This window comes from Labilithrix luteola (assembly GCF_001263205.1).
Lineage (GTDB): Bacteria > Myxococcota_A > Polyangia > Polyangiales > Polyangiaceae > Labilithrix > Labilithrix luteola.
Genome location: NZ_CP012333.1, coordinates 4,319,318 through 4,341,416 on the forward strand (window position 1 = coordinate 4,319,318; position 22,099 = coordinate 4,341,416).

Below are 22,099 nucleotides of genomic sequence, written 5' to 3' on the forward strand. Positions count from 1 at the left end.
CCGGGGGGAGGCTCAAGCGCGGAGCGCTTGAGGGGGACCGGAGGTCCCCACAAGAGTGGCTCAGGCCTTCTTGAGGTTCTCGCTCACGAAGTCCCAGTTCACGAGGCTCGTGAGGAACGTCTCGATGAACTTGGGGCGGAGGTTGCGGTAATCGATGTAGTACGCATGCTCCCACACGTCGATCGTGAGGAGTGCCTTCTTGCCGTGCTTCATCGGCAGGTCGGCGTTCGCCGTCTTCATGATCGAGAGCTTGCCGCCGTCGAGAACGAGCCAGGCCCAGCCCGAGCCGAACTGCGTGGCCGCGGCGGTCGAGAACTCTTCCTTGAACTTGTCGAACGAACCGAAGTCGCGGGTGATGGCCGCCGCGAGATCACCGGTCGGCTGGCCGCCGCCGTTCGGCTTCATGCAGCTCCAGAAGAAGGTGTGGTTCCACACCTGGGCGGCGTTGTTGAAGACACCGCCGTCGGAGCTCATGATGATCTCCTCGAGGCTCTTGTTCGCCTCCGGCTTGCCATCGAGGAGCTTGTTCAAGTTCGTCACGTAGGCCGCGTGATGCTTGCCGTGGTGATACTCGAGCGTCTCGGCGGACATGTGGGGCGCGAGAGCGTCCTTCGCGTACGGCAGGTTCGGGAGCGTGAAAGCCATGTGTCTCTCCTTCTCTTCGAGGGAGGGCACAGTAGACAGGCCGGGTGCCGTTGAAAAGGCCCGAGCTCTCCTCGTCGACGTTCGACGTGTCACTTACGCCGCGGGCGGCGGACGCAGATCGATTGTCGCGAATGTAATTCGTTGTACCGAGGGGGTCACGTGGGCGTCCGACGGCGTTATTCGCTGGGACACCGTTCGGATCGAGGGGGGCGAGCGTCGAAGAACCGGCGCGAGCGTTTCGACGGCTCCGGACGGACGACAAGGAGATCGACCATGAACCCGTCTCAACGTTCGCGTTTCGCTCTGGTGCTGTCGCTCGTGCTCGTGCCGTCGGCAGCTCTCGTCGTCGGATGCAGCAACGACGAAAAGAAGAACGAGACGACCAACGCCCAGGGCGCGGATCCGGCTGCGAAGGCCGCCAACACCGGCACGGCCACCGCCAATGCGACGGCCATGGGAGCTGCAACCAACGCGGCGAACACGGTGAGCACGACGGCGACCGCGATTCCGACGGCCGACACGGCGCAGCCCAACGCGGCCGATGCCGGCTTGGCGAAGGATGGTGGCAGCCACGTGAACGACGCCGTCGACGGCGGTCACGGCACCGCGAAGGACGCCGGCAAGAAGTAGTCGGCGCGTTTCAGATGAGCTCGATGAGGGGCTGCTCGCTCTCGGGAAGCGTCACGAGCGTGCAGTCCCCATCGGACTCGTCTTCCCACACGACGCAGCCGAAGTCCGTCTCGGCACCGAGCGCGAGCAGTGGGTGATGCCAGGTGCCGGGATGGTAGGCGACGCCCTGCAGACCGGTCGCGACGAAGGCGCGGAGCGTGGAGAGATCCGGCATGTCGGTGCCGGGCTTGGCCACGAGCACGACGTAGCGTGACGCGTTCATCGGCACGACCACCTGCGTCGAGAGCGGGTGCTTCTCCATGATCTCGACGCGCAGCGGCCAGGTGGTGCGGGGCGAGCAACGGAAGAGACAGAGATTCAGCTTCGCGTTCGCCGGGCGGAGGTTCTCGACAGGACCGAGCCAGTTGTAGCGCTTGGCGGTCCCCTGGTTCGCAGGCTTGCCGACGACGTCTCCGCGCTCGGCCATGACGACGTGCCCGTAGGGAGCGAAGGTCTCGGCGGTGAGCGGCTCTGTGCGGATTGTGCGAGGCGCGTGAGGCGTGAGAATGGCGGACGTCGACATGGCGCGTGTTTCGAAGTCGAACCCGCGGCGTCGAGGACCGTCAAGCTCTATCGAGGGCCCGTAGCGTCTCGGTTTCGTCGCGTCGGATCCGCTCAGCGCTTCACGACCGTCGGCCTTCCACCGAGGTTCGTGAGCTGCGGTGGATGGGTCAGCGTGGAGCCCTCGAGCTCCAAGGTCACCGCGCCTTTGAGCTCGATGTCGCCCAGCACCTTGCATCGACGGAGGAGCAGACGCGACGTGCCCATCATCAGGATCGAGCGCGGGCCGTCGATCGTGCAGTCCTCGAGGACGGCCTTGCAGTTCGACGCCGTGAACACGGCCGGATCGGCCTGGCCCGCGATCATCGGTCCGTAGTGCCTGCCGCTCTCGGACTTGTCACCGTCGGTGCTGCATAGGAATTTGTCGCGCTCCGGCTCCTCGTCGTCGGCCTTCCGCGCGCCCTTGGGCAAGGGAGGCGCCGCGCGAGGAACGGGCGCGATGTTCGCGTGCTCTTTCGGCTCGTCGGACGCGACGCTCGAATCGGAGTTCTCCGTGTTCCCGCCGTCGTGCGTTTCGATCAGCGCGACGTCGCCTTCGATCGTGACACCGCCTCCGCCGCTCGGCTTCTTGGCAACGAAATGGCGATACGCGAGGAAGCCGCCACCGCCGAGCACCGTCGTCGCGGTGAGAAGGGCAGCGAGAACGGGGGCGACGCCTCCACTGCGCGGCGGCGTGCTGGGAATCGCGGGCAAGGCGGGAGCCACCGCGTAGACCGGCAACGTCGGTACGGGACGCGCGAGCGGCGGTACGTGGGGAGGGGGAGCGGGAAGGGGAGCGTGCGCGGGGGCAAACGGAGGACGCACCATCGCCACGGTGGCTTGCGAAGCCGGTCGTTCGAGGGTGGCCGAGAGTGCACGGTGGACGTCGGCCGCCGTCTGCGGGCGGGCGGCGGGATCCTTCGCGAGAAGCGCTTCCACGACCCTGACGAACGACTCCGGCACCGTTCGCGCGGCGAGCCTCAGATCGCGCGCCTGGTCGTCGACGATGCGGACCCACAAAGTGAAGAGATCGTCGGCTTGGAACGGGCGGCTTCCGGCCACCGCCTCGTAGAGCAAGATGCCGAGACCGAAGAGATCCGCGCGACCGTCGACGCTCCCGGGATCGCGAATCTGCTCCGGCGCCATGTAGAAAGGCGTGCCGAGCACGGCTCGCGACGTGGTCCTGGCGAGCGCCACGTCGTGGACACGTACGAGCCCGAAGTCGAGCAGCTTCGCGTTGGCGACGAGTCGATTCGGGAGAAAGACGTTTCGCGGACTGAGATCACGATGAACGCAGCCGAGCCGATGGGCATGGTCGAGCGCCGCGGAGATGCGCTGTCCGAGGGCGACGGCCTCTTGCCAAAGGAGCGGGCCTCGCTCGAATCGCTCCTCGAGGTTTTCTCCCTCGAGCCATTCCATCGCGAGGTACATGCCGTCGGCCACTTCGCCGTGATCGAGGTAGCGGACGATGGCCGGATGATGCAGGCGCGAGAGCGTGCGAGCTTCGCGGAGAAAGCGCGCACGAAGCGCGGGATCGGCGAGCATCTTGACCGCCGCGACCTGTCCGGTCCGCTCGTCGACGGCGCGGTAGACCGTGCCGCCCGAGCCCGCTCCTGCGGCACGCTCGATCCGGTACGGACCGAGCCGCTCGGGGATGGCTCCGTCGGGGGCCGGCTCGTCCATCGGTTCGGTAGGGTCCTCGCTGCCGAGCTTGGCCAGCTCTGCGAGCAGCTCGCGGCACCCGTCGCACGCTTCGAGGTGACGTTCGAATCCGGCCCTGATTTCAGAGGGAATGCGGCCCTCGAGGAGCTCGAGAGCGTCGTTCTCGTCGAGACAGTGCGAGGTCGGAAGCGCGGACATCGTGGCCTCGAGCGAGGTAGCTAGCCTACCGGTCAGGCTCCCCTTCGTGATAGCGTTTGCACGGTCGATTGGGCGATAGCCATGTCGGCTGTGTCAGCTGAAAATCTTGGTCTGGTTCGTTTGCTCGCCCCCCCGACCTCGTTTGCTCGCGTCCCATGACCCTCGACGAGTTCGTAAGAAACGCGAAGGCAGCCTGGCCAGCTTGGTCGGCCGGCGCATCGAGCGCGACCGGTCGTGGTGAGAGCGGCTTCGCGAGGTTCGTCGCGGCGATTGTGAGCGCGCCGGGAGGAGATGCTCAGGAGGCGACGCTGGAGTCGCTCCGAGCCGGTGATCTCTGGCTGGCGTACCATGCGGGTGTCGGTTATCCCCCCGCCGTGGCCGCGCTCGAGGCGACCTGCTTCGCGGATCTCGACAAGATCCTGCGTGCCCGCCGAGCGGACGCTGCGGAGAGCGAAGAAGTCGTCCAGCGCCTTCGTCATCGCTTGCTCGTGGCGGCTCCGGGCGAGCCGCCCCGTATTCTGACCTACAGCGGGCGCGGGGATTTACGCGCCTGGGTTCGTGTCGCTGCGGTTCGCGCCTGGCTCAACATGAAGCGCGAATCACCGAAGCACGAAGTGCATACGACGAGTGACGCGCTGGTCGACGAGGCGTCGACCGATCTCGAGCTGGAGCTCCTGAAGGGCAAGTACCGCGAGCTGTTTCGGCGTGTGTTCTTGCAAGCGGTCGAAGCGCTCGGTCCGAGCACGCGCCTTCTCTTGAAGCTTCACTACATCGATCGTCTCTCGATGGAGGAAGTCGGCAAGATCCTCGGCGTTCATCGCCTCACCGTGCTGAGGCGACTCGAGCGTGTTCGTCAGGAGCTGTCCGAAGGGACCAAGGAGCGTCTCGAAGTGGAGCTCCGACTCTCGGCTCCGGACGTCGAGAGCGTGCTCCGGTTGATCCAGAGCCGTCTCGACGTGAGCCTGCAGCAGGCGCTCCACGACGTGAAGTCCGGCTGATCAGATGAAGTGAAGAACGCCGTAGGCGATCGACATGATGATCGCCATGGCGCCGAGCGGAATCTGGAAGTTGACGAGCTTCGAGCGGAGCAGCTCGCCCTTCTGGATGGCCATCGCGTTGCCGCGGAAGGCGTAGGTCGAGATGAGGCCGAAGCCGAGGAGCAGGCCGACCGCGAAGTCCGCCACGCCCGAGAGCGCCCAGAAGATCCAGACGAGCGGATGGCTGCCGAGCAGCGACATGGAGAGCACGCAGGAGATGAGCTCCCAGACGCCCCAGCCGAACATCGTCAGGCCGATCCAGCCCTGGTACTTTGCGAGCGTGGCCAGCTTCTCCGACGCCCCGGGCGCGTTGCGAACGATGAGCGAAGACATGGCCAAAAGCCCGCCGGCGATACCGATGATCATCGAGAGAAGAAACATGGGGTCCTCTGACGAAGGGCGGAGGCCGACGCCACGCCGGTCCTTGCCTTCCGCCCGGGAAGACACCCCTGCCGGCGATGGAGTAGCGGCCGGCGATGACGATTTTTTCTTTCGTGCTGCCGCTCAGGTGCGAGCGCTGGCGACACTTCGGATGATCGTCACCAGCTCGGCGGCGTCCACGGGCTTGGCCACGTGACGCTGAAAACCAGCCACGATTGCGCGTTTTCGGTCTTCGCCGCGCGCGTGGGCGGTCAGGGCGACTGCCGCGACCAGGCCACCCCGATGGGGAGGTAGCGCCCGGACCTTCTCGATCAGCGCGTAGCCGTCTTCGCCGGGTATGGCGATGTCGGACACGAGGACGTCGGGTGGGCTCTGCTCGAGAAGCGCGAGGGCCTGCGAGGCCGAATCCGCGACCTCGACGAGACATCCCCACGATCCGAGCGCCGTGGCGAGGAAGGTGCGTGCGTCATCGTCGTCGTCGACCACGAGGACGTGCAGACCCCGCACCGATCCATCGGTTACGTCGAGCACACCCGGCTCGATGTGCACCTCAGCAGCTTCGTCGCTCGTGACCGACAGCGGGAGCGACACGACGAAGCGTGATCCGCGCCCGCGCCCTTCGCTGAATGCCTCCACCGAGCCGCCGTGTAGCTCGACGAGGTTTCGTACGATGGCGAGCCCCAGTCCGAGTCCACCGTGCGAGCGGCTCGGGCCGCCCTCGGCTTGGCGAAAGCGTTCGAAGACGAAGGGCACGAACGCGGGATCCATGCCCATGCCGGTGTCTTCCACGAGGAGATCGGTGCGGTCGTCGCGCGTACGTATCTCGAGTCGTACGTGGCCCCCTCGCTGCGTGAACTTCACGGCGTTCGAGAGCAGGTTCCAGGCGACTTGTTGGAGTCTCTCCGCATCGCCCCACACCTTGCACGCCACGTCGGGAACGCTGACGTCGAGCACCACGCCGCGTGCGTCGGCGGCGGGGCGGATGGCGTCGGAGGCGGCCCGAACGACGGGGCCGAAGTCGACGATCTCGCGGCGCAAGGCGAGCTTGCCGCTCGTGATGCGCGCGATGTCGAGTAGGTCGTCGATGAGCTGCGCTTGTGCCCGCGCATTGCGCTCCAGGGTTTCGAGGGCCTTGGTCGCCGTCTCGGCCGCGAGCGTTCCTCCTCGGAGGAGGGTCGCCCAGCCGAGCATCGAGTTCAACGGCGTACGCAGCTCGTGGCTGACCATCGCGAGGAACTCGTCTTTCGCGCGGCTCGCCGCTTCCGCACGCTGCCGTTCGAACTGCGCGAGGTCGAAGAGGAGGGCGCGGTCGAGAGCCTGCGCCGCGAGGTGTGCGAACGCGTCGAAGTCGGCTTTGCGCTCGTCGGTGAACGCCAGGCTTTCCCCGAACGATAGGATCACGATGCCGAGTACACGCGCTCCCACGACGAGTGGCAGCACGACGCCGCCGCGATCGCTCGCGAGTTGGATGTTGCCGTGCTCGGGGTGATGCTCCGTGATCGCCCGGATGTTCCGAAAGCTCTGTGCCTTGCCTGTCTGGACCGCCGCGGTCACCGGCGAATTCTCCGTGAGAGGCGAGCGATGCAGCAGTCCCACGAGGGCGGGGGGCACGCCGTGCGATGCGATGACGTCGAGGACGCGATCGGCTTGGGCCACGAGGGCCACGAGACTGCGCGGCGCGTAGAACGCAGCATTGGCGCGCGTGACGATGACCGAGGCAATCTCGGCGACCGTGGTCGCGCGCGACAGGGCCGCCGTGAAGCTCTGAAGGCGCGCGATGCGCATGCGCTCGATGATGATCGCCTCACGCTGTCGCGTCTCCTCCGTCCGGTCGCTCATGAAGAGGAGAACGAAGGCGACCTTGCCGCGCTCGTCGTGGAGCGGAATGACGTGGCTCTCGAAGGCGACGCGTCTGCCTTCGGTGACATGCACTTGCTTGAGGTCGCGGGGGTCGTACCAAACGGGACGGATCGATCCGGGCTCTCCGGCGAAGGCGCGTCGCAAGACCTCGATGGCACCGGTTTCCGTGGCGATCTCGTCGTCGAGGATGCGGTACTCGGGAGGCGGCTGCGTGTGGAACAGATCGAGGAACGCCTGATTGACGAGGAGCGATTGTCCCTCGGCATTGTAGATCTGCATCGCGATCGGGGCGTGGACGAACACCGTCGCAAAGACATCGGAGAGCTCGCCGAGCGGCCGCAGTACAGCTCGCACCTTCCTGACGCGCTCGTCGTCACGTAGTCCCACGTCCTGAAAGTCAGCTCTTTTTCCGCGTCTCGCAAAGTGAAAGTTTCACCTCGAGGTCGTCGAAGTTCGAATCTGCCGCGTGGACCGCGGGCTCGTGAATGCCGGGCACGAGGTTTGCGGCGATTTTCCACGATGAGCACGAACAAGGTCGAGAGTTCGGTCCCCTCCGAGCACAGCTTGCGCGCGCACTGGATGCCCTACACGGCAAATCGCGGCTTCCACCGTGATCCGCGCATCATCGTCGCAGCCGAGGGCAACCTCTTCACCGATGCGGGCGGTCGGCAAGTCTACGACGCATTCTCGGGGCTCTGGTGTTGTGGTGCAGGTCACTGCCGCAAGGAGATCCAAGAGGCCGTTGCCTCGCAGCTCGGCAGCCTCGATTACTCACCGGGCTTTCAGTACGGGCATCCGCTTTCGTTCGAGCTCGCCGAGCGACTCGCATCGATGACGCCACCGGGCCTCGACCACGTTTTCTTCACCGACTCCGGGTCGGAGAGCGCCGACACCGCAGTGAAGATGGTTCGCGCTTACTTCCGCCTCAAGGGCAAGGCGAACAAGACGAAGCTCATCGGTCGCGCGAAGGCCTACCACGGGGTCAACGTCGGCGGCACGAGCCTCGGCGGCATCACGGCGAACCGTCGTGACTTCGGCGCGATGATGGAAGCCGACCACCTGCGCTCCACGCTGTTGCCCGACAACGCATTTTCACGCGGGCTGCCGCTCAAGGGCGTCGAGCTTGCGGACGACCTGCTGCGCATCATCGACCTGAACGACGCGTCGAACATCGCCGCGGTCTTCGTCGAGCCTTTTGCGGGCTCGGGCGGCGTGATCGTTCCGCCGATGGGCTACTTGATGCGTCTTCGCGAGATCTGCGACCAGCACGACATCTTGCTCGTGTTCGACGAGGTCATCACGGGGTTCGGTCGTACGGGCGCGATGTTCGGGGCCGAGTACTTCGGCGTGATCCCGGACATCATGAACCTCGCCAAGCAGCTCACGAACGGCACCTTCCCGATGGGCGCGGTCGTCGCGTCGCGCGAGATCTACGAAACGTTCATGGCGCAGCCGACGCCTCCGTACGTCGTCGAGTTCCCCCACGGGTACACGTACTCGGCCCATCCCGTCGGTTGCGCGGCCGCGCTCGCGACCCTCGACATCATCGAGCGCGAGAACCTCGTGCAACGCGCCGAGGAGCTCGCGCCGTATTTCGAAAACGCCATTCACTCGCTTCGTGGGGAGAAGCACCTCGTCGACATCCGCAACTGCGGTCTCGGAGCTGCCTTGCAGCTCACCCCGCGCGACGGTGACGCGGCGGTTCGGCCCTACGAAGTCGCAATGGAACTCTGGCGTCGAGGCTTTTACGTCCGCTTCGGTGGGGACAATTTGCAGTTTGCACCCACCTTCACGTCGACGCCGAAGGAGCTCGAATTGCTTTTCAATGCCGTCGGCGAATCGCTCCGTGCGGTGCCGTGACGTCAGGAATCGCAGCGAAAGACCTGCACCCAAACGTGACGGTCGACGACCTTCTCCGTTTGCGCAACGAGCAGCCCGCTCGTAATGAAGCCAGTGGTCTCGTAGTGCTCCTTGGACCGATCGCTTCGAACGATGTAGTGCGTTCCGCCGTGCGCTGCGGCCAGCTCGGAGATCTCTTCGATGGGGTGAGGGCCATCGGCGTGAATGACGCCAATCGAATCGCAGAAGGGAGGTTCGTTGACGCGATAGGCCGCCTTCGTGGCGGGGAACTCTTTGGCATTCTTCGCTGGGCGAAACTCGACCAACGAACCGCCGGAGCAGCCGACGAGCATCGATAACGAGAGGCCCACTCCCAGTACTGCAATTCGCTTCATGATCCCTTCCACGCGTTCACACCCCGAACGCCGGTCGACAAGATAATGGGAATGGGGACCGAGGTGAATCGCGACGTCACCGGCGACTGCGTACGAGCGTGCCGTTCTTGTTCGTGCCGGTGCCGTAGGTGATCCAATAGACGTAGTCTGCGTCGAGTTGGATACCGACGGGGTTCAGGACCTGATCGGCGATTTTTTGCGGTCCACCCGTACACGACGGCAGCGAGCAGCGCATGATCGTTCCGACCGGCGCGGTGTTCGTCGTCGGATCGGCCGCACCGATCGTGGCCCAGAAAACGTCCCTGTCGTCCGCGACGATGTCGCTGATGTACGCCTGATTCTGGGCGAGGATGGTTCCTGCGCCGCCGCAGCCGGTGATCGAGCATGCGATGACCGAGGCGCTTGGACGGTTCGCATTGCCGCCCGATGTGGTGAAGGCGATGTCGTTCGCCACGGCGAGGAGGCGCACCGGAGGTGGCAAGAGCGTTGCGCCTCGCGTGCCGACGCACCCATCGGCTGGGCATACGTAGAGGCCGCCCGTGGGGTTGGCGAGGCTTTGGTTGTTGTCGATGTACACGAAGTGCTGCGCATCGACGTAGCCGTCGCCGAAGTAGTCGTGGAGGTCCATCTTCGGGTACGTGACCGTCGACGGTGCCGGGAGCGAGTATCGGTTCAGGCCGTCGAGGCCGTGGTACGTGTAGATTGCACCAGGACCGCCGAAGAGGACGGTGGGGCGGCGGCGGGACGAGGTGGTGACGACGGGCGTCGACCCGTTGATCGCGCCACCGGACTTGCAGCCCGTGATGGGGCACGCCGCGGGCGCGCAGCCGGTGAGCGCGCTCGTGCAGGTGTCGTAATAGAAGGTCGTTCCATCGACCGCGATCTGCCGTGGTGAATAGATCTGCCCGGGGACCGGTTTGACGGTCGACGTGTCGTAGTCGACCATGATGGCCGTCGACGTCGCGCAGTTGGCGACCGTGCAGCCGAAGACGGCGTCGGGTGAGAGCCAGAGAGCGCGCTGGCCGGCGAGCGCGAAGCCGAAAGGATGATCGAGCGTGCTCGAGACCGTCTCCGGCGCGCATTGCCCGGCGATGCACGCGGCGGTGCCTCCGCACGCATGCCTGCAGGATCCACAGTTGTCGGGCGCAAGCAGGCTCGCTTCACAGCCGGTGGACGGGTCGCCGTCGCAGTCCCCAAGATCCTTCGGGCAGGTGGGGCCGCCGCTATCCGATCCTCCTCCAGTGTCGGGCGTTCCCGACGTCGTGGGGGGCGTGCCTCCGCCGTCGCCTAGCGTGACGGAGAGCGCCGGATCCTCACCCGTGCATGCCGGAACGACGAGTGTACCGAGCATCAAGCCAAGGCCGATCGAAGAGCGAGCCCAACGCACCATGCTGCCAGGCTAACACGGCACTTCCTCACGGCGGATCGGCAGGGGCTCAACGACGTCTCGTGCGTCCCGACATCGCTAGGTACGCCTGGTGTTCGCTGCGCCGCCGGATCCCGTGATGGCGCACGCGAGGACCGAAACGTTCGCGCGGTCGTCACCCGATCGATGATGTTGAAGGACGGGGACGAGTTCGTCGGGGGCGCCGGCGCCGAGAATCGCCGGAGAATAGTCACGACTGGATGGCACAAAGTGACCAACGGTTTCGCCAACGAGATTGGCGCGGTCGCCTTCGTCAACGGCGGCGTTTACGCAGTGGCGGAAAAGGTGATTCTGCGTTCGGACGATTCCGCACCGTAAATCTGCTTCGGGCTCTCTCTAGCGTGCGTTGCGCGGCGGCGTCATGCCCCGAACCTCGCCTGCCTCCGCCCAATAGACGGTCGGTCGTTGCTCGAGCGGGAGATCTTCACCCGCCTCGAAAAGTCGAATCGTCAGCCTGTTTGCGTCGTGGGCACGGGCCACCGCGAACTCGTGTCGACTCTCCACGCGGAAGTGGTAGCTCCGAAAGGACCCGGCGCCGTCGAAGTCGCTCGCGAACGTGAGTCGATGAGGAACCGTCGGCGTCACCTGGGTGCGGACGAACATCGTTCCATTCTTGGTCGTCCACCCCCTGACCGGAGCGCCGTCGAGCAGCAAACAGCCCTCCACGGGAGTCCTGAACGTGCGCGAGAGTTCCACCCGAAGACGGAGCTCGATCGGGGCCAGCTCCGTGTCTTGTGGGGGCGCGTACTCCGGATGACGAGTGCACAGGGCCCGCATCTGCGCGTCCTTCTCCCTGGAGGCGATCTGCTCCTCACCTTCGAGCCGGTGACTCGGAAAGCTTGCTCCGCAGCCGAATGACCCCATTACGACGATACCGAGAAGCCAACGTGAGAGGTGCGCCATCACTCATCCCCATGCCGCGCCGCGCAGAGGTCGAGGTCCGTGACTTCCAGTTACGCGGCAACGCCAGTCAGGTTCAACCTGCCGATTCGCGCGGCATGTCAGTCAGCGCCGACTCACGCAAATCGCGACGGGGGCGACGGGGGCGACGGGGAGGCGAGGTGGAGGGGCAACCGCCTCCAGCCCCCCGGGAACGAACCCAGCCGCCTGTTACGCGTGCCGTTCAGTCTGCGCGGCTCTTCAGAAATCGCGCTGGGGGCGAGGGGAGCTCGAGGGGGAGGCGCAGCTCCCCCTCGAACAAGACTCAAACTAGCGGAGAGGAGGGGATTCGAACCCCTGGTACCCTTGCAGGTACACATGATTTCCAATCATGCACCTTCGACCACTCGGTCACCTCTCCGAGGAACGGACTCGCGGACGAGCTCGCACCAGGAGGGACCCCAATTAGCACGCTCGAGAGGCGCTAGGCTAGCGTCCCCACAAACGAAGTGCGCTTGCCGCGGCGGAATCGGGGTTCGAGCGGGGCCCGGGCGGGAGCTTGGACGAGCCGAGCTGGCTTTCGACGAGGCCGCGCATCAATTCCGCGGCGAGCGGGTGGGTCGCCCGGACGTCGCTGATGCAGTCGGGCTCGAGGGGGACATTGCAGAGCTTCCCGTCGCGGCCTTGGAGGCCGGCGAGGACGAAGTTGCCCCAACGTGCCGAGAAACGGGACGTGGTGGTGGCGAGCATGGGGCGGGCGACGGCGTCGCCGGAGCGGGCGGCGAGGGTCCAGAGGCCTTCGCCGTGCAAGGTCTTCGGGGGCGGGAGCCCGAAGGCTTCGAGGACCGTGTTCGCGACGTCCACGCTCGTCGTCGGCGTCGAGACGCGCGTGTGCGCGGGGCTGCCTGGGGCTTTGACGACGAGCGGAACCGAAAGGGCAGCTTCGTCGAGCGAGTCGTCGTCGATGAACGGGATGTGCGCCGCGTCGACGCCCACGTCGCCCGTGACGATCCACGTCGTGTCGACGTCGCGGCCGAGGCCCTTCACGTGGGCGACGAGGCGGCCGAGGGCGGCGTCGTGGGCGAGGATGGCTTTGCCGTGCAGGGCGAATGCGCGCTCGCGATCAGCGTCGGTGAAGAGACGTTGCGACGCGGCGCGCCGGGCCTTGGCGAGCATCTCGCCGGCGTGTTTCGGATCGAGCGCGCCCGCGTAGCCGTTCGGAGGGAGCTCTTTGATCTCCTCGCTGGCGACGTCCCACGGGGGGTGACCGCCCGTGCGTGAACGACGACGAGGAAGCGATCGTCCTTGTGGCCGTCGAGCCAGTGGCTCACGTCCTCGAAGAGCGCCGTGGACGAGTTTTCTTCGCCAAGGCCGTGGGCAACGAACGTTTCCCAGCCGCGTGAAAAGCCGAAGGCTGCGCCCGTGGTCGGGTTCGCGGTGAACATCGCGGTGACGACGCCGGCTTGGCGAGCTGCCTCGGCGATCGTGAAACCACTGGAATTCAAGGCCGCCGTGGGGTCGGCGACGCCGTGCTCGCGCGGCAAGAGGCCGGTGAGCATCGAGGCGACGGCGCCGTTGGCGAGCGTTGTCGATGCGCGATGTGTTTCGAAGACCGCGCCACGCTGGGCGAGATCGGCAAGCTCGGGGGTGGCGAACGCGCCGCCGTACGGAGACAAGCTCTTCGGGGCGACCGTGCCGAGCACCACGACGATGACGCCGCGTGACGTGGCCACCTTGGGAGGCGCGGGCGTCGCCGGAACGAGCACGCGTGGTTCGGCGAACACGACGCGCGCGCCCTTGGTGCTGCTCTTGGCGACGAGCTCGACGCCCGCGAGCGTTCCGACGTCACCGAGAGGAAGCGAGATGGGACGCCAGGCGGGGGACTCTTCTCCGCCCAGCTTGAAGCTGCCGATGACGCGCGGCTCCGCGCGATCGCCGACGATGCGTACCTCCGCTTCGGCTTCGCCGCCCGTCACGCCGATCTGTCCTTCGAGCACCGCGCCGTTCGGAATGAAGCCCGAACAGCGTGCGAAGCCTGGCGCGCGAAGCGTGATGCTTCGCTTGGCGAGCCCTCCGATCGCGATGGTGGCGATGGCGTCGTTGCGGGTCGGCGCGGCGTAGGCCGTGTCGTCGTCGATGGGGCCGACGCGGATCCAGTCGATCTCCGCGAGCTCGTCGTGCACGCCCTTGCCGCCGCCGTTCAAGCGCACGAGCAGCTCGTTCGCGCCGCGAAGAAGCGGAACGCTGGCCGCGCGCGCCGACACCGTCTTGGTCTCGCCCTTGGTCAGCGGGAGGACGCCGAGCGGTTTGCCGTTCAGGAAGATCGACGCACTCTTCGCCGCGCCTCCGCGCATGCGCGCTTCGACCACGACACCGTTGTCCGCCTTCGGGTCCGACGTGGTGACGAACGAGAGCGCGAGCGAGCGACCGCGCATGCTGACCCAGTTCGAGCCTTCGCGTTCGCGGATTTCGACGTCACCCGAGCCGGCCTTGCCCACCGACATACGCGACCGCATGGTCGAATCGCCGAGGTCGAGCAACGTGCCTCGATGGCCGAACGAGCACGAAGGCCCGGCGTTCACGAAGTCGAGAACGACAGTCTGCGAGGGGCCGCTCGACGCGCCCTTCGTGGTGCTGGCCGCCAGCGACACGGCCGAGCTACTCGCAGCATTCCCCACCGATGACGAAGCCGCGCCGGAGTCATTCGATCGCGAGCACGCCGGCAGCGCCACGACTGCCGCGAGCGCTGCGAGCGCCGCGTGAGCCGCGCGAAACAGGGGGGCGATCGAGACGAACCTCACGACGCGGCTCTTACCGCGGGTCCGGCTTCGCGGAAAGCGAGGCGAAAGCCGATTCGATCAGAAGACGATGCGGGCGACCTGGCCCTCGCGAACGTCGACCGTCCGGTGGGCGTCGCTTTCACCGCTGACGCGGATTTCGTGGGCTCCGGCCCAGAGGGGAAGGGTGACCGAGCCGCGTCCGCGTTCGACGCCGTCGACGAGGATGACCCTGCCTTCGCGGGCGGTGACGTCGAGCACGCCCTGGCCCGCGGTGACCGTGGCTTCCGCCGCGACCGGTGCGTACGTCACGCCCACGGTCGAAACGCCATTGGTCATGGTCGTCGGTGCCGGGGGCGGTGAGGTCTCGACCTGCTTCGGCAGCGACGCCTCGGATCCGGTGAAGTGCATGACGCCCCAGGCGACGGCTGCCGTGGCGGTCACGAAGGCGACCATCGGCCAGCTGCGACGCGCCTTCGGCAAGCCGGCCTCTGCCGCATCCTGCGCCGTGACGGCCGTGAAGGGCGTCTTCGTGGTTGTGCTGTTTTCCGCGTCATCCGCGTGTTTCGGCTCCTCGTCGCGCGCGTCGTCGTCGGCCTTGGAAGGCTCGGACTCGGCGGGCGCGAGGGGCATGCTGCGCGACGGCTCGAGGGCGACGGGAACCGACAGTTCACGTTCGCCGTACGAGGTGTCGTCGATGACGGTGGCCTCGGCCATCGCCAGGATCTCGTCGCGCGAGGGCGTTCCTTCCTGCCACGAGCTCTCTTCGTCTTCGTCGGCGAGCGACGGGAGCGGAGACAGGCGCTGCTTGAGCTCGGACGGCTCGACGAGCACCTTGTCGACACTCGAGCGCTCGGAGCTCGACTCGAGCACGTCGGCCGGCACCGGCGAACGCTGGTTCACTTCGCGCATCACGGCGTCCTCGAGCGACGTCGCGCTCGCGGGCGGCTCGGGGCTCTCGCAGAAGGGCGCCGCGTCGACCGTGCACGCCGTGGGCGAGACGTCGTTCTCTTCGTCGCCGAAGAGCTCCGCGTGCGTCAGTTCCTCGTGCACGACCTCGTCACGAACGCGCTCGGCGCTGGCTGGAACGGGCGTCTGCGTGCGCGGTGCGAAGGCTGCTCGGCTATCGCCCTGGCTCGCCAGCTCGGCGATCGCGGGGCCCAGCAAGTCGTAGCCCTCTTCGTTCTCGATGCCGATGACGACGCCGCGCGAGGCAAGGTCGCACACGATGTCTTCGACGAGCGACGCTTCGCATGCTCCTTCGAGCACGAGGCGACGGGGCGACATCCCTTCGGCCATGCGCAGAGCGAGCTCGCGCGCATGCACCGGCGTGGCGCGGAGGTACTCGTGGAGTGAGGTGTCGTCGAAGCGAATGCGTGCGACCTCGGAGCTCGAGAAGCGCGCCGCGAGAGGATGGAGGCGCGAGCCGGCGAGAAGCGCCGTGGCCGCACGGGCACGGGCAATCGGCTTGACGAGCTGCGAGGCGAGGTTGCCGTCGAGGTCGGCATCGATCGGCGACGTGCTCGTGGCGACGGTAAACTTGCCGGCGCCGACGCCGAGCATGAGGGAGAGCACGCGGGAGCCGCCGAGGAAGCTGCCGTCGCTCGAGGTGCGCGTGGCGCGGAGCGGAGCGCCGCTGCGGATCTCGACTTCGTAGAGGAACGAAGCGTCGCGCACCGAGACGCGCGCGTCCGGACGCGTGGCGCACACGATCTCGAGGAGCGTGCGGACGCTGACGCTGTCGAGACGGCCGCGGACCTCGCCCTCTTCGCTGAGGCGAGCCTCGATGCGCGTGCGGGGACGAAGCGCTTCGCGAACGCGAGCAACGATGGCGCGCGTATCGCTTTCCTTGCGGACGTAGCCAGCAGCGCCGGCGCCGAGCTCACGCACGCGCTGGAGGAGGTCTTCCTTCCACGAGAGCAGGACGACCGGAACGTCACGCAGGGCAACGTCGCGCCGGAGCGCGCGGCAGAGCGAGAAGCCGTCGACCTTCGGCATCAGCACGTCGCTGATGATGATGTCGGGCGTCGTGCGGTACGCCGCCTCGAGCGCCTGCTCGCCGTCGAAGGCCTCGTGCACGACGCAGCCCGCGGTGCGGAGGAGGTCGGCCATGAACCAGACGACGGCCGGATCGTCGTCGGCGACGACCACGCGGCGACCGGTGAGACGAACTTCGCTGCCGGCGCCGCGGGCACGGGCGCGAGCGCGGTCGGCGCGCGCGACGTCGAGCTCGTCGAGGGGCGAAGCGATGGCAAGCGCGCCCTCGGGGCCCTTCAGGTCGAAGCGAATGTTGCCGTTCGTGCGCGAGGTCACGACTTCGCGCACGCGAGCGATGGTGCCCCAGAGTGCCGAGAGCACTTCGGTGCCTTCGCCGAGAGCGATGCGTTCGTCGCGACCTTTGGCGTCGACCTTGCCGACGAGCGCGTTCTTCAGCTCGCCCGCGAGGAACTCTCCGAGTTGGTCGAGGGTGAGCTCGCCGAGCGTGGCGGGCGCGGCGGAGACACGTGCCGGTTCGAGGGCGCGCTCGCAGGCGTCGCGCAAGGCGTCGCGCGAAATCGGCTTCGCAAGCGTCTTCGCGACGCCCATCGCGACGAAGCGCGCGGCTTCGCTCGACTCGAGGAAGCTGCCGACGACGACGATCGGCGCGCCTTCGGTCGATGCGTCGTCCATGAGCGCCTCGACGAGCTCGGGCGCGTAGTCGAGATCGCCGTCGAGCACGATGAGGTCGGGATCATTCGCGCGAGCGAGGTCGAAGGCGGCCTGCGCGTCGGGGGTGACCTTGCACGCGAACGTGGGGCGCCCGTCGAGCCGTTCGAGGAGCGCCTCGGCGACACTCGGCGCGCCGATCACGAGCGCCGAGTAGGTGGCCGTCACTGTCTTCGGGACGGGCATGCTGTGCGCTAGGCGGTGGCGTTCTTCGCCCCAGGCGAGCGCAGGAAGATCTTCGAGGACCTGCTCGAGGTCATCGAGGTTGGCCTCGCTCAGGGCGGCCTCCTTCGCCGTGCGGTCGAGCATTCCGAGCGCGTCGGAGATGCTTCGCTCCATCGCGTCGAACTTCATGAGCTTCGCCCCGGATGCGAGGGCGTGCAGCTTGCGACGGAGATCGTCGCGTGCGCCCGTATCCGTGGGGGTCTCGCGGACGCGCAAAAGCGCACTCCGCAAGTCCGTCACCTTTCGCCCGAGCGATGCGACGAAGTCCGCGCGTGCTCCCCCGAGCCTCATGCTTCCATCTTGGCCAACGTGCATGCCACGAGACGGTTCGGCTGCCATCGATACCGGGCCTAGCATCCTCGATCACGGACGGTCCAATTTCCGGCAAACGTGGCGTGGGGGAGACGTCTCGGCGAGAATCCCGGACATGGCCTTGGGCTTCCGATCTGCCTCGGAAAAAGACCTCGATCGGCTCGTGGAGATCCACATGGCGGCCTACCCGGACGGTCGGGGGCCGAGGAGAGACGCCGGAAATTCCAATCGAATCTCTACGGTCGCCTCGAAGAGCTGGTGGTTGCGGAGCGCCGTCCCGACCGATCGCCGCGGCGCGGGGCCTCCGCCACGTTCGACATCGTGGGCCACGCGTTTCTGTTCGCCATGGGCGCCTGGTTCGGCAACCGAAAGGTTCGGATGGGCGGCATCGCCTCGGTTGCCGTGGCCCTCGAGGCCCGTGGTCTCGGCGTCGGCACGGGCCTTTTGAACGACCTTCACGTCCGATCGCACGCGCGTGGCGACGCCCTGACGATGCTCTATCCGTTCCGTCAGGGGTACTACGCGCGGCTTGGCTACGGTCCGACGACCTCGCGACGGCGACTGGCGTTCGATCCGGCGTCGGTTCCCGCGTCGTGGCGAGCGCTCGCCATCGATGGTGTCGGTCGTCTCCGCGCCGAGGACCGCGAAGCCGTCACCCGCGTGTATGAGCGCGCAGCACGACGAACGAGCGGTTGGATCGAGCGCTCGGCGAATGCGTGGGAGCGACGCTTCATGCGCGAACGCGTCGAGTATCTGATCGTGCGAACGAGCGCGGGGGGCCCGACCGGGTACGTCGCCTTCACGATTGCGCAGGAAGAACCGCACGCCGAAACGAAGGTGCTCGTCGAAGAGCTCGTGTCTATGGACGATCGAGCCCGTCGCGCGTTGCTCGGTGCGCTCGGAGGGCTGCGCGATCAGATCGCGAGCATCGAGCTCGAGGTCGACGCGACCGATGCTCTCGAGCTCGCGCTCGTCGATCCCGATGCTCGTCGCCACGGCACCGAGATCGTCGAACACGATCTCGGCACGATCGTCGGTGGGCCGATGGTGCGCATCGATGGATCGGCGGAGGGGATCGTGCGCGCCATCGAAGCGCGTGGGTACCTCACCGACGGTCGGCTCGACCTCGTCGTCGTCCCCGAGCTCGACGCGAAGGAAACGCTCGCGCTGTCGATCCGCGTAGAGCGAGGCCGTGCACGCGCTCGAGCCTCGCGCGGCGCGGCTCTTCGCGTGCCCCGGCGAGCCCTCGCCAGCGTCCTCTACGGCGGTTTGCTCCCGTCGGCGGCCGTGCGGCTCGGGCTTGCAGAGTGCGACGATCCTCGCGCTCTGGCGCGTGCGGACGCGCTTCTCGCCATTCCCCCGCTTGCGCCGGTCGAGCCGTTTTGAGTAGTCAGTTACCCCCTACGCGGTAGAGTCCGCGTTCCGCGCTTCTTCGTGCGCGGTCGAGCTCTCTCTCTTCTCTTCCTATGACGCCTGCCCCCGCTCCTCCCAAGCTCGGTCAAGAACCGCTCGAGGAAGACGACGATGGCGCGTCGCTCGTCACGCGGTTCGGCACGGTGATCGGCGGCGGCGCCGTCGCGGCGGTCCTCGCTTCGGTGCCCGCGGAGATGCGCATGAGCGAGGACAGTTCGCTCCTCCACGCGCTTCCCCAGTGGCTCGTGCTCGCTGCGCTCATGACGCCGCTCGGCATCCTCTTCGTGACGATCTTCCGGCGTGCGCGTGTCGGCCTCCGCATCCTCGCGGGGAGCACGTCGCACTGCTCGGTGCGGGCGTCCTCTGGTGGGCGGTGCTCGAGCTCGGACTCCTCTCGGTCTTCGGCGGAGTGCTTCGCGCGAAGACGCACCACCATGGTTTGGCCGGCGTCACGTTCGCGATCTTCGCGGTGGTCTCGGGCATCGCCCTGGCGCTGCTCGCCGCTCGCGGAATGCGCGTCCTTCGCCAGCTCGACTCGCCCCTTCGTCGCGTCGTGTTCGGCGTGGCCGGGGTGGCCGCCTTCCTATCGCTCGTGCTCGTCGGAGTCCGCACCGGGCGCGCGCCCAATCTCCATACAGCGGCCGCGCTCGTGGACGTCCTCGCCCTTGGCGTGGTCTCCACCATCGTGTCGGCGCGTTCGTTCGCTCGCCTCCGGCCGTTCGCCATTGCCGGGGTTCCCCTAGCGGCGGGCGTTTTGCTCGCAGGGCTTTCACTTTTCCACACAAATCCGGAGCTTCGTCGTGAAGTCCGGCAATCCGCGCCCATCCACGCTTGGATTGCGGACGCAATCCTGCCCGAACCGCGTTGACGGGCCCTCCACCCGGCTTACATTGGCGCGACTTCCGTGAGCCGAACCATCCGAACGAGTGTCTCGAACCGCGCCTTGGACTCGCGGCTCACGCGCCTGGCGAGTGTCTTCGGCTTCTCGCTCACGATGCTTTGCGTCACGGACGCGGCGCTCGCGCAGACGAGCGAGGCAACACCCACGTTGCCGACACCCGCGCCGAAGGCGCCTGCTGCGAGTCCGTTTGCGCCGGTTGCCTCGAGTACGCCGTCGCCCAACGCGACGGCCAAAGGCGTCGCCGTTCTCTCGCTCGGTGAAGCCCGCGAAGAAGCGTTCATGCTGGCGCGTGCGGTTTACGCGAGTCGGCTTCGACCTCCCACCGTCGACGAAGCGCACGCGCGCGTGCTCGCCGGGGAGGCGCCGGCGGAGAACGCAGTCGCCGATGTGCGCGAGCTCGCCGAGCTCCGCGCGGCCATCACCGGTGACGATGCGCCGAGTCGTCGATTGCTCGGTAGTCTCGCCGATCAACTCCACGTCTCCGGGCTCCTCGTCGTGACCGTCGAGACTCCTCCGCAACCGCCTGCGCCAGCGGCCGACGCGGGCGCGCCGGCCGCCCCGAACGCGCCGGCCATCGGAGCACAAGCGGTCACCGCTCGCCTGTTCCTCCCTGACACCCGCGAGTTCGACGCCGCGCGCTACTCGCCCGAACCCGGCGTGCGAGGACCGCAGGGGTGGCGTTCGGTCGTCTCCTCGGTCGAGCGCCGTTTCCCCTCGGCGGCCGCACCTGCGCCTGCGGGGGGCACCGTTGCCGCCCCTGCCGCAGCAACTCGACCGTCACCGCCGGCGGTCATGCGACCGCACGAGGAAGAGGCCAAGCCCTTCTATGCTTCGCCCTGGTTTTGGGGGCGGTCGGTGCTGCTGTGCTCATTGGTGGGGGTGTTTACCTCGCCACCCAGGACACAGGCTCGGACTCGATCCATCTTAAGATGAGGGTCCCGTAGTGATTCGGCAGGAGCCATCGCACGCGCCGCGCCACTCACGGAGCGCATCCAGCATCGGACAGAAGGTGATGCGTCGCGTTCGCCACTGGCTCTCGTTCCTCGCCGCCTTCGTGCTGGCGTTCGGCTTCCGTATGACGGGGGTGGCGCAGGCCCAGGAACTCGCGCCCCTTCCCGGCGGCAGTGGAGGCGGAGGCGAGGCGACGGCCCCGGCGAAACCTTCGAATGGTCCGGCGCTCACGCTCCCGCGCGACGTGCCGGTGGTTCTGTCAGCGGCGCAGGCGCACGTGCCGCCGTTGCCTGCAGGATACATCACCAAGGATCTCGGGTGGCTCCGCTTCTCGTATCCGCCACAGGCGGCCGAACGCGTCGAATCGCTTCTTCGTGATGCCGAGTCGGTGCGCGCCGAGCTCGCCGATGCCCTCGGCCAGAACGTGCTCGAGCGGATCGAGATTCGCGTCGCGCCGACCGTCTCGGACATGGCGAGGCTCGCGCCGCCGGAGGCTCCTCCGCCGGACTATGCAGACGGCGTTGCGTATCCCAGGCTTCGCCTCATTCTGCTGAGCATGCTCGCCCCGCGTGGTGGTGAAGCCGTCGAGCTCGAGCGCGTGTTCCGTCACGAGCTTGCGCACCTCGCGCTCGAAGACGCCGTCCTCGGTCAGCACGTTCCTACGTGGTTCAACGAGGGCCTCGCGATGGCGCTCTCGGGTGAAAGCCGTTACGACCGCCTCCGCGTGCTCTGGAATGCCACCATCTCGGGCACGCTCCTTCCGCTCTCCGAGATCGACCGGAACTTCCCGACCGACCACTTCGAGGTGAACATCGCCTACGCGCAGAGCGCCGACTTCATGGCGTTCCTCATGCGCCAGAGCGACAAGGCGCGCTTCGCGGCGCTCATCCGACGTGTCCGCGAGGGCAGCCCCTTCGAGCGCGCGATCAACGACGCCTACGGTAGCGACGTTCGCAAGCTCGAGTTCCAGTGGCGCAGCGATCTCGAACGCCGCTACACGATGCTCCCCATCCTCACCGGCGGCGGCATCATCTGGGTTGCCGGCATCGGCGCGCTCGGCGCTGCCTATGTCCGCAAGCGTCGCCGTGCGAAGGCCATCCTCGACCGCTGGGAGCGCGAAGAGGCCATCGAAGACGCGCTTCGCGCCCGTGCTCTCGTCGAGGCCAAGGACGAAACCGACGGCCCCGCGAGCGCACGCGCTCACTTGGGACTTCGCGCTCTCAAGAAGCCGGAGATGGCGAAGATCGAGCACGAAGGGCGCTGGCACACCCTTCACTGAACGG

The 22,099-nt window shown here is 67.1% G+C and carries 20 protein-coding genes and 1 tRNA gene; 8 read left to right on the top strand and 13 right to left on the bottom strand.

Annotated elements, in window-relative coordinates; genetic code table 11:
* Nucleotides 1-60 precede the first annotated feature (60 nt).
* The gene (locus AKJ09_RS19250) at nucleotides 61-645 is read right to left on the bottom strand and encodes a superoxide dismutase (RefSeq protein WP_146648661.1); all 585 of its coding nucleotides are present in this window, start codon (nucleotides 643-645) and stop codon (nucleotides 61-63) included.
* A gap of 273 nt (nucleotides 646-918) precedes the next feature.
* Between AKJ09_RS19250 and AKJ09_RS19255 the strand changes: the two genes are divergently transcribed.
* Nucleotides 919-1,275: a hypothetical protein gene (locus AKJ09_RS19255; protein ID WP_146648662.1), complete on the top strand. Its 357-nt coding sequence runs from the start codon at nucleotides 919-921 to the stop codon at nucleotides 1,273-1,275.
* Between the two features lie 10 nt (nucleotides 1,276-1,285).
* Here AKJ09_RS19255 and AKJ09_RS19260 read toward each other — a convergent pair whose 3' ends face one another.
* Together AKJ09_RS19260 and AKJ09_RS19265 are read right to left on the bottom strand one after the other, a co-directional pair.
* Nucleotides 1,286-1,837, bottom strand: coding sequence for an ureidoglycolate lyase (locus AKJ09_RS19260; RefSeq protein ID WP_146648663.1), 552 nt, complete (start codon nucleotides 1,835-1,837; stop codon nucleotides 1,286-1,288).
* A gap of 92 nt (nucleotides 1,838-1,929) precedes the next feature.
* On the bottom strand, nucleotides 1,930-3,714 hold the full coding sequence (locus AKJ09_RS19265; RefSeq protein ID WP_146648664.1) for a serine/threonine-protein kinase: 1,785 nt from the start codon (nucleotides 3,712-3,714) through the stop codon (nucleotides 1,930-1,932).
* 155 nt (nucleotides 3,715-3,869) lie between these two features.
* Between AKJ09_RS19265 and AKJ09_RS19270 the strand changes: the two genes are divergently transcribed.
* Nucleotides 3,870-4,712, top strand: coding sequence for a sigma-70 family RNA polymerase sigma factor (locus tag AKJ09_RS19270; RefSeq protein ID WP_146648665.1), 843 nt, complete (start codon nucleotides 3,870-3,872; stop codon nucleotides 4,710-4,712).
* Here AKJ09_RS19270 and AKJ09_RS19275 read toward each other — a convergent pair whose 3' ends face one another.
* The gene (locus AKJ09_RS19275) at nucleotides 4,713-5,132 is read right to left on the bottom strand and encodes a hypothetical protein (RefSeq protein ID WP_146648666.1); all 420 of its coding nucleotides are present in this window, start codon (nucleotides 5,130-5,132) and stop codon (nucleotides 4,713-4,715) included.
* Nucleotides 5,133-5,255: 123 nt separating this feature from the next.
* Nucleotides 5,256-7,346, bottom strand: a complete 2,091-nt coding sequence (locus AKJ09_RS19280; RefSeq protein ID WP_169927664.1) for a hybrid sensor histidine kinase/response regulator — start codon at nucleotides 7,344-7,346, stop codon at nucleotides 5,256-5,258.
* A 165-nt stretch (nucleotides 7,347-7,511) separates the two neighbouring features.
* On the opposite strand from AKJ09_RS19280, the gene aptA reads away from it, so the two are divergent.
* The gene (gene aptA / locus AKJ09_RS19285) at nucleotides 7,512-8,852 is read left to right on the top strand and encodes an omega-aminotransferase AptA (RefSeq protein WP_205633747.1); all 1,341 of its coding nucleotides are present in this window, start codon (nucleotides 7,512-7,514) and stop codon (nucleotides 8,850-8,852) included.
* A gap of 2 nt (nucleotides 8,853-8,854) precedes the next feature.
* Here the strand turns inward: aptA and AKJ09_RS19290 are convergent, their stop codons facing one another.
* Nucleotides 8,855-9,226: a hypothetical protein gene (locus AKJ09_RS19290; RefSeq protein ID WP_146648668.1), complete on the bottom strand. Its 372-nt coding sequence runs from the start codon at nucleotides 9,224-9,226 to the stop codon at nucleotides 8,855-8,857.
* A gap of 76 nt (nucleotides 9,227-9,302) precedes the next feature.
* Nucleotides 9,303-10,616 carry a hypothetical protein gene (locus tag AKJ09_RS19295; RefSeq protein ID WP_146648669.1) on the bottom strand — a complete coding sequence of 438 codons (1,314 nt, stop codon included), beginning with the start codon at nucleotides 10,614-10,616 and terminating at the stop codon, nucleotides 9,303-9,305.
* Nucleotides 10,617-10,778: 162 nt separating this feature from the next.
* On the opposite strand from AKJ09_RS19295, the gene AKJ09_RS19300 reads away from it, so the two are divergent.
* Nucleotides 10,779-10,970, top strand: a complete 192-nt coding sequence (locus tag AKJ09_RS19300) for a hypothetical protein (RefSeq protein ID WP_146648670.1) — start codon at nucleotides 10,779-10,781, stop codon at nucleotides 10,968-10,970.
* 18 nt (nucleotides 10,971-10,988) lie between these two features.
* Here AKJ09_RS19300 and AKJ09_RS19305 read toward each other — a convergent pair whose 3' ends face one another.
* The 5 genes from AKJ09_RS19305 to AKJ09_RS19325 all read right to left on the bottom strand — a co-directional run bounded on the left by AKJ09_RS19305 (nucleotide 10,989) and on the right by AKJ09_RS19325 (nucleotide 17,530).
* Nucleotides 10,989-11,516, bottom strand: a complete 528-nt coding sequence (locus tag AKJ09_RS19305) for a hypothetical protein (RefSeq protein ID WP_146648671.1) — start codon at nucleotides 11,514-11,516, stop codon at nucleotides 10,989-10,991.
* A gap of 349 nt (nucleotides 11,517-11,865) precedes the next feature.
* Nucleotides 11,866-11,952, bottom strand: a tRNA-Ser gene (locus AKJ09_RS19310).
* Between the two features lie 68 nt (nucleotides 11,953-12,020).
* Nucleotides 12,021-12,635, bottom strand: coding sequence for a sulfatase-like hydrolase/transferase (locus AKJ09_RS55580; protein WP_275936739.1), 615 nt, complete (start codon nucleotides 12,633-12,635; stop codon nucleotides 12,021-12,023).
* Nucleotides 12,575-14,332, bottom strand: coding sequence for a sulfatase-like hydrolase/transferase (locus AKJ09_RS55585; RefSeq protein WP_146648673.1), 1,758 nt, complete (start codon nucleotides 14,330-14,332; stop codon nucleotides 12,575-12,577). The genes AKJ09_RS55580 and AKJ09_RS55585 overlap by 61 nt, the downstream gene beginning before the upstream one ends.
* 57 nt (nucleotides 14,333-14,389) lie before the next feature.
* Nucleotides 14,390-17,530, bottom strand: coding sequence for a response regulator (locus tag AKJ09_RS19325; RefSeq protein ID WP_169927666.1), 3,141 nt, complete (start codon nucleotides 17,528-17,530; stop codon nucleotides 14,390-14,392).
* Nucleotides 17,531-17,809: 279 nt separating this feature from the next.
* Here AKJ09_RS19325 and AKJ09_RS19330 point away from each other — a divergent pair, with 279 nt between their 5' ends.
* On the top strand, nucleotides 17,810-18,937 hold the full coding sequence (locus AKJ09_RS19330; protein ID WP_275936634.1) for a GNAT family N-acetyltransferase: 1,128 nt from the start codon (nucleotides 17,810-17,812) through the stop codon (nucleotides 18,935-18,937).
* Nucleotides 18,938-19,049: 112 nt separating this feature from the next.
* Here the strand turns inward: AKJ09_RS19330 and AKJ09_RS53095 are convergent, their stop codons facing one another.
* Nucleotides 19,050-19,226, bottom strand: a complete 177-nt coding sequence (locus AKJ09_RS53095; RefSeq protein ID WP_169927668.1) for a hypothetical protein — start codon at nucleotides 19,224-19,226, stop codon at nucleotides 19,050-19,052.
* Between the two features lie 111 nt (nucleotides 19,227-19,337).
* Here AKJ09_RS53095 and AKJ09_RS19335 point away from each other — a divergent pair, with 111 nt between their 5' ends.
* The 3 genes from AKJ09_RS19335 to AKJ09_RS19345 all read left to right on the top strand — a co-directional run bounded on the left by AKJ09_RS19335 (nucleotide 19,338) and on the right by AKJ09_RS19345 (nucleotide 22,095).
* Nucleotides 19,338-19,832, top strand: coding sequence for a hypothetical protein (locus tag AKJ09_RS19335; RefSeq protein WP_146648676.1), 495 nt, complete (start codon nucleotides 19,338-19,340; stop codon nucleotides 19,830-19,832).
* A 36-nt stretch (nucleotides 19,833-19,868) separates the two neighbouring features.
* Complete coding sequence (locus AKJ09_RS19340; protein ID WP_146648677.1) at nucleotides 19,869-20,798, top strand: hypothetical protein; 930 nt, start codon at nucleotides 19,869-19,871, stop codon at nucleotides 20,796-20,798.
* A 79-nt stretch (nucleotides 20,799-20,877) separates the two neighbouring features.
* Nucleotides 20,878-22,095 (top strand): peptidase MA family metallohydrolase, encoded by a 1,218-nt coding sequence (locus AKJ09_RS19345; RefSeq protein WP_146648678.1) that lies wholly within the window; start codon nucleotides 20,878-20,880, stop codon nucleotides 22,093-22,095.
* The last annotated feature ends 4 nt before the right edge of the window (nucleotides 22,096-22,099 follow it).

Coding starts and splice junctions, on each gene's coding strand:
- AKJ09_RS19250 (WP_146648661.1), bottom strand. CDS start 645: ATGGCTTTCACGCTCCCGAACCTGCCGTACGCGAAGGACGCTCTCGCG.
- AKJ09_RS19255 (WP_146648662.1), top strand. CDS start 919: ATGAACCCGTCTCAACGTTCGCGTTTCGCTCTGGTGCTGTCGCTCGTG.
- AKJ09_RS19260 (WP_146648663.1), bottom strand. CDS start 1,837: ATGTCGACGTCCGCCATTCTCACGCCTCACGCGCCTCGCACAATCCGC.
- AKJ09_RS19265 (WP_146648664.1), bottom strand. CDS start 3,714: ATGTCCGCGCTTCCGACCTCGCACTGTCTCGACGAGAACGACGCTCTC.
- AKJ09_RS19270 (WP_146648665.1), top strand. CDS start 3,870: ATGACCCTCGACGAGTTCGTAAGAAACGCGAAGGCAGCCTGGCCAGCT.
- AKJ09_RS19275 (WP_146648666.1), bottom strand. CDS start 5,132: ATGTTTCTTCTCTCGATGATCATCGGTATCGCCGGCGGGCTTTTGGCC.
- aptA (WP_205633747.1), top strand. CDS start 7,512: ATGAGCACGAACAAGGTCGAGAGTTCGGTCCCCTCCGAGCACAGCTTG.
- AKJ09_RS19290 (WP_146648668.1), bottom strand. CDS start 9,226: ATGAAGCGAATTGCAGTACTGGGAGTGGGCCTCTCGTTATCGATGCTC.
- AKJ09_RS19295 (WP_146648669.1), bottom strand. CDS start 10,616: ATGGTGCGTTGGGCTCGCTCTTCGATCGGCCTTGGCTTGATGCTCGGT.
- AKJ09_RS19300 (WP_146648670.1), top strand. CDS start 10,779: ATGATGTTGAAGGACGGGGACGAGTTCGTCGGGGGCGCCGGCGCCGAG.
- AKJ09_RS19305 (WP_146648671.1), bottom strand. CDS start 11,516: ATGGGGTCATTCGGCTGCGGAGCAAGCTTTCCGAGTCACCGGCTCGAA.
- AKJ09_RS19325 (WP_169927666.1), bottom strand. CDS start 17,530: ATGAGGCTCGGGGGAGCACGCGCGGACTTCGTCGCATCGCTCGGGCGA.
- AKJ09_RS53095 (WP_169927668.1), bottom strand. CDS start 19,226: ATGAGCGCAGCGAGCACGAGCCACTGGGGAAGCGCGTGGAGGAGCGAA.
- AKJ09_RS19345 (WP_146648678.1), top strand. CDS start 20,878: ATGCGTCGCGTTCGCCACTGGCTCTCGTTCCTCGCCGCCTTCGTGCTG.